Source organism: Micromonospora sp. NPDC047753, from assembly GCF_040642735.1.
Lineage (GTDB): Bacteria > Actinomycetota > Actinomycetes > Mycobacteriales > Micromonosporaceae > Micromonospora.
In genome coordinates this window covers 1-2,925 of sequence record NZ_JBEYSL010000676.1, presented here as the reverse complement: position 1 = coordinate 2,925, position 2,925 = coordinate 1, and the positions used below count along the sequence as shown (strand labels likewise).

The following is a 2,925-nucleotide window of genomic DNA, read 5'->3' as shown; positions in this document are numbered from 1 at the left end:
GGCGACGTGTCGGGGCGGCGGGTGCTGGAGGTGGGTGCCGGCGCCGCGGCCGCCGCCCGCTGGCTCGCCACCCAGGGTGCCCGGCCGGTCGCCTTCGACCTGTCCGCCGGCATGCTGCGGCACGCCGCCGAGGCCGCTGACCGCACCGGGGTACGCGTACCGCTGGTGCAGGCCGACGCGCTCGCCCTGCCGTTCGCCGACCGGTCGTTCGACGTCGCCTGTACCGCGTTCGGCGCGATCCCGTTCGTGGACGACTCGGCGGCGCTGCTCGCCGAGGTGCACCGGGTGCTGCGCCCGGGTGGCCGGTGGGTGTTCTCGGTGACCCACCCGATGCGGTGGATCTTCCTCGACGACCCCGGCGAGGGCGGCCTGACGGCCGTGCACTCGTACTTCGACCGCTCCCCGTACGTCGAGCAGGACGAGACCGGCGTGGCCACCTACGTCGAGCAGCACCGCACCCTCGGTGACCGGATCCGCGAGCTGGTCGGTGCCGGGTTCCGGCTGTTGGACCTGGTGGAGCCGGAGTGGCCGGAGGGACACGAGGGGATCTGGGGGCAGTGGAGCCCACTGCGCGGACGACTCTTCCCCGGCACCGCCATCTTCGTCACCGAGAAGCCCGCCGCGTGAGCGCCGCACCCGTTGTCCGACGTGCGAGCCATCGACCGCCGGTAGGCTCGTGCCCATGAGCGCCGAGCCCGTCCCGACATCACCTGGCCCCTGGTGTCCGGATCCGATGCGGCAGCAGCGTGCCGACTACACGCTGGAGGACCTGCTCACCCTGCCGGCGGACGCCCCCCGCGTCGAACTCGTCGACGGAGTTATCCAGGTGACACCCTCCCCCACCCTGGGCCATCAAGACATCTCGTTTCTGCTGCGTATGTGGCTCCACACGCACGCGCCGGCCCACCTGCGGGTCTCACAGGCCGTCGGAGTCGGGCTCAGCCCCAACACCAGCCGTCAGCCGGACGTCCTGGTCTGCCGCGCTGAGGTGCCGTCCAACCGATCTACCCTGCGGCCATCAGACGTCCTGCTCGCCGTGGAGATCGTCTCGCCGGGAACGCGACGGATCGACCGGTTCGCGAAACCGGGTGAGTACGCCGCCGCGGGCATCCCGTTCTACTGGCGGATCGAGCAGGACCCGGTGCACGTGTACGCGTACCGGATCGGCGATCGGGTGGGTCCGGGCGGTGAGCGGCAGTACGAGCTGGTCGCCGACGGTGCCGACGTGATCGAGTTGGCTGAGCCGTTCGACATTAAGCTGCCGGTCGCCGAGATCACGCCGTAGCCGTTTCGCCCCAGCCGGGTCGGGTAGCCGAGGACCATGGCCGAACCGAGATTCCACAAGGGCGACCATGTCTCCTGGTCGGCCCACGGCAGCCGCGCGTACGGCGTGGTGCAGGAGACGATCACCGAGCGGACCAGGGTCAGCGGGCGCGCGGTGAACGCGGCCCCCGACGACCCGCAGTACCGGGTCCGCAGTGAGGGCACGGGCCGCGACGTGGCCCACCGCCCCGAGGCGCTGCGCCATGAGTAAGAGTGACGAGGGCCGGGACACCTACCGGGAGTTCACCGAGGCGGTGAACATGAAGCCCGGCGAGCTGTCCACGTGGCTGGAGACCGACGAGTCGAAACAGGTCGGCTGGCACAAGGGCGGTCGTGCGGGTGGTGGCGAGTCCGTCGGGCACGAGTCCGGCCGGAAGATCATCAACTTGCTCCGTCGCAAACGCGGCGATCTGTCCGAGGGCGACTACAAGCACATGCGCAAGGTCGTCGGCTACGTACGCCGGCACATGGCGCAGCGCCCGTCCGGCAACGTCCGCGACACCAAATGGCGCTGGTCGCTCATGAACTGGGGCCACGACCCCATGAAGTAGTCAGGGGTTCCGGGGCACCCCACACCGCAACCCCCACCACCACAAGCACAAAGATCAGTGATCGGCGCTGTTCCAGTCCCGGCCCAGACCGACCGACACCTCCAGCGGCACCGACAACGGGTGAGCCTCGCCCATCTCCCGCCGGACCAGGGCCTCCAACGCTTCCCGCTCACCCGGCGCGACCTCGAAGACCAACTCGTCGTGCACCTGCAACAGCATCCGTGAGCCCAGCCCAGCCTCGCGGAGCGCGGTGTCGACGTGCAGCATCGCCACCTTGATGATGTCGGCGGCGGAGCCCTGGATGGGGGCGTTGAGCGCCATCCGCTCCGCGATGTCACGGCGCTGCCGGTTGTCGCTGACCAGGTCGGGCAGGTAGCGGCGTCGGCCGAGGATGGTGGAGGTGTAGCCGTCCTGGCGGGCCCGGGCGACCACCTGCTGGAGGTAGTCGCGCACCCCACCGAAGCCGGCGAAGTAGTTCTCCATCAGCCCGCGCGCCTCTTCGGTGCTGATGCTGAGCTGTTGGGACAGGCCGAAGGCGCTCAGGCCGTACGCCAGGCCGTAGTTCATGGCCTTGATCTTGCGGCGCTGGTCGGGGGTGACCTCGCCGAGCGGCACCCCGAAGACCGACGAGGCGGTGGCGGCGTGGAAGTCGGCGCCGGAGTTGAACGCGTCGATCAACGCGTCGTCCGAGCTGAGGTGCGCCATGATGCGCATCTCGATCTGGCTGTAGTCGGCGGTGAGCAGAGACTCGTAGCCGTCTCCCACCACGAAGGCCCGACGGATCCGACGGCCCTCCTCGGTGCGGATCGGGATGTTCTGCAGGTTGGGCTCGGTGGAGGAGAGCCGACCGGTGGCCGCCACGGTCTGGTTGAAGGTGGTGTGGATCCGGCCGTCGTCGGAGACCGACTTCAGCAGCCCGTCGACTGTCGACTTGAGCTTGGCAACGTCGCGGTGACGCAGCAGGTGGGCCAGCACCGGGTGCGGCTGCTGCGCGTAGAGCCACTGCAGGGCGTCGGCGTCGGTGGTGTAGCCCGTCTTGATCTTCTTGATC

The 2,925-nt window shown here is 69.6% G+C and carries 4 protein-coding genes and 1 pseudogene; 4 read left to right on the top strand and 1 reads right to left on the bottom strand.

Annotation, left to right across the window (positions count from 1 at the left end):
* From ABZ749_RS32995 to ABZ749_RS32980, 4 genes and pseudogenes are all read left to right on the top strand, one after another.
* Positions 1–627, top strand: a 627-nt coding sequence (locus ABZ749_RS32995) for a class I SAM-dependent methyltransferase (protein WP_357234812.1), incomplete at its 5' end; no start/stop codon positions are given.
* Positions 628–733: 106 nt separating this feature from the next.
* Positions 734–1,285, top strand: coding sequence for a Uma2 family endonuclease (locus tag ABZ749_RS32990; RefSeq protein ID WP_357234809.1), 552 nt, complete (start codon positions 734–736; stop codon positions 1,283–1,285).
* A 36-nt stretch (positions 1,286–1,321) separates the two neighbouring features.
* Positions 1,322–1,534: a DUF2945 domain-containing protein gene (locus ABZ749_RS32985; protein ID WP_357234806.1), complete on the top strand. Its 213-nt coding sequence runs from the start codon at positions 1,322–1,324 to the stop codon at positions 1,532–1,534.
* Positions 1,527–1,865: pseudogene (locus ABZ749_RS32980) on the top strand (DUF3140 domain-containing protein); the annotation flags it as partial. The gene ABZ749_RS32985 and the pseudogene ABZ749_RS32980, both read left to right, overlap by 8 nt.
* A 63-nt stretch (positions 1,866–1,928) precedes the next feature.
* Here ABZ749_RS32980 and ABZ749_RS32975 read toward each other — a convergent pair.
* The coding region (locus ABZ749_RS32975) for a DNA polymerase (protein ID WP_357234803.1) at positions 1,929–2,925 on the bottom strand (997 nt) is incomplete at its 5' end.

What these genes read in the sequence shown, in the direction of transcription:
- ABZ749_RS32990 (WP_357234809.1), top strand. Translation starts at nt 734, where the DNA reads ATGCGGCAGCAGCGTGCCGACTACACGCTGGAGGACCTGCTCACCCTG.
- ABZ749_RS32985 (WP_357234806.1), top strand. Translation starts at nt 1,322, where the DNA reads ATGGCCGAACCGAGATTCCACAAGGGCGACCATGTCTCCTGGTCGGCC.